Origin of the sequence: Halomonas sp. CSM-2 (assembly GCF_002119345.1) — a bacterium.
Lineage (GTDB): Bacteria > Pseudomonadota > Gammaproteobacteria > Pseudomonadales > Halomonadaceae > Vreelandella > Vreelandella janggokensis.
Genome location: NZ_NBYR01000052.1, coordinates 1 through 2,201, shown reverse-complemented (window position 1 = coordinate 2,201; position 2,201 = coordinate 1). Strand labels below are relative to the sequence as shown.

The window sequence follows — 2,201 nt, the reverse complement described above, 5'->3', positions numbered from 1 at the left end:
CCATGCACGGGGATGTCGGTGCCATCAAAGTCCAGCACGATCTCCTTTGGTGGTTCGTCATGCTGTTCAATGAAGTGATGCCACAGCAACTCATGGGCCTTCACTATTGCTTGCCGATCGGCGTTCTGCTCCACCCGGCACAGCGTTGACTTGCCTGCCAGCGTATCCTCTTCACCGAGCGCTGTCTGGAGGGCCTGATCATAGCGCAGGGCCTCATGGTCGTTGAAATCTTCGTAGCCAGCGGCGACACCGAACACCCGCTGACGAACCAGAGTGTCGAGCTTATGACGAACCTGTTCCGGTGCGCGGGGATCATGAAGCACGGAGGCCAAGCGGTGCGTCAGACGATGTTGTTTATCAACTTCCCGTAGCAAGAGCAATCCAGCATCGGAGGTGATGTGGCCCCCAGAGAAATCGGCTTCAATTTGCCGGCGTGAGAGTGGCGAGAAGGTCAGTTTTTCAGGTACCATTTTGGAAGCGGCTGTTGGTGCTTGATGGATTGGTTAGGTTCTTGAAATCATAGCACTTTCAGCCGCTTTCTTTTATACCCCGTGAGAAATTCGGGCTAACTTCAGTGACAAGAGCTTCAAAAGTGTTCTAGAAAAAAGCTTAATGAATGCTGACCTATATGGAGAAGAATATGTGCTGGATGCTAGGCTAATAGATAGCGGTGACTGGTCAGAATCTATGTTCTCAACTTCTTGGGGAACGAAAAGTCGAAGGATAGAAATCGAGTATACTTTGAACAAGAATGGAGAGCAGGTTTTTCAAGATGTAGTCGTAAGCGACATAGCAATAAAAAACAATCCTATAGTCGGCTTTTACATCACACAGAGAGGAACAGCAGAAGTGAATTATGCTGAAAATATCAGGCTTCTAATCGAAGAAATAAACAAATTATAAAATATTTTTAAAGAGAGCCAGGTCAACAGCGACTGGCTTTCTTATCATTATTTCAGCAATATCAACTAGTATCAAAATAACGGTAAGCAACGAACCCAGCCGTAACCACAAATAGCCATTGGGTCAATAAAGTAGCAATATCTATTGTAGCAACACTCATTGGTGGAGATAGAATAAAGCTATACCCATTGCCATAAAAACTCCCTGATGAAGATTGCCTGTGGAACGGCGGAAACAAAAGCATTACAGCTAGTATCCCAACGGTTACAACTGCTACTTTCTTCTGCATGTCATTCATTTAATTTTCCTTTGTGGCTTATTCAATGAATCTTCACATCATACCCAAGAGCCCTAAGCCCCTTACTTGTCCTACCATTGCGAGGCGGGCAAAGCTCTGGTCTTGCCCAACCAGTCATTTCGGATATCTGGTTGATACCAAAATGGGGGGGACTTCCTCTTCTTGCTATAACTCTTTCACATGATCAAAAAAGGAAGCCAAAGCTGGCCTCCCTATCTTCAAGGTTTAACTCATAATACTACAATTACTGTATTTATTATGGCAAACAAAATACTGCAAAAACCAAAACTTTCAAATCGAAAGTCATGCACTAGCAGTTTAGTTAGTCATAGCTGGATGCGGGTCTTCCATAATCACTTTTCTAGCAGTTTTAACTTTATCAACGGCTTCGTTATGATCTCGATGAGCACGATCACTGCGGCGAAAGCCATGAATAAATATAGCTAACGGAACCAAACCCATAATCGCTAAGAATATCAGGCCCATAACGACTTGAATGAAATCTGGAGAATTGCCAATCAGCTTACCAAATGCTGTTTCTTGGGCAATGGTCCGAAGTAAAAAAAACATAAAAACACCAGAAGCACCTGCTAATAACAGCCATTTAAACAAACCCATTTCATTGGATAAATTCGAAAAATTATATTTATTAACTAAAGCTTCACTTGTAGACAAACTATACAGATCGTCAGTATTATGGTTTTTAAGAGACATTAGCGACTGTTTATTATTGTTTTCGATTAGCCCAATCGTAACTAAATTACCCTCCCTCAATTTAATTGACTTATCATTGAGCATGATAGTATGTTCTTTCCCATTCATATCTTTTAGCCAAACCTCCCTTTCATAGTTGCCTGAATCCGTGAGACCGGCCCCCGGAAGCACTTCTAACCCACTGACCTGCATGGCAATATAGCCATTATCGCCATTCACCCAGACAGTGCCATGCCCAACATAAAGTTCCGCGCCAGTCGCCGCACCCTCACCAGCCACGCCGGGC

4 protein-coding genes are annotated in these 2,201 nt (G+C 43.7%); 1 reads left to right on the top strand and 3 read right to left on the bottom strand.

Annotation, left to right across the window (positions count from 1 at the left end):
* The coding region (locus B7L15_RS19275; protein WP_176243743.1) for a transposase at nt 1-470 on the bottom strand (470 nt) is incomplete at its 3' end.
* A gap of 142 nt (nt 471-612) precedes the next feature.
* Between B7L15_RS19275 and B7L15_RS19270 the strand changes: the two genes are divergently transcribed.
* Complete coding sequence (locus tag B7L15_RS19270; protein ID WP_085920499.1) at nt 613-903, top strand: hypothetical protein; 291 nt, start codon at nt 613-615, stop codon at nt 901-903.
* Between the two features lie 61 nt (nt 904-964).
* Here B7L15_RS19270 and B7L15_RS19480 read toward each other — a convergent pair whose 3' ends face one another.
* Nucleotides 965-1,201 (bottom strand): hypothetical protein, encoded by a 237-nt coding sequence (locus B7L15_RS19480; protein WP_139839418.1) that lies wholly within the window; start codon nt 1,199-1,201, stop codon nt 965-967.
* 318 nt (nt 1,202-1,519) lie between these two features.
* Nucleotides 1,520-2,201: hypothetical protein (locus B7L15_RS19660; protein ID WP_176243742.1), on the bottom strand; the 682-nt coding region annotated here is incomplete at its 5' end.

What these genes read in the sequence shown, in the direction of transcription:
- B7L15_RS19270 (WP_085920499.1), top strand. Translation starts at nt 613, where the DNA reads ATGAATGCTGACCTATATGGAGAAGAATATGTGCTGGATGCTAGGCTA.
- B7L15_RS19480 (WP_139839418.1), bottom strand. Translation starts at nt 1,201, where the DNA reads ATGAATGACATGCAGAAGAAAGTAGCAGTTGTAACCGTTGGGATACTA.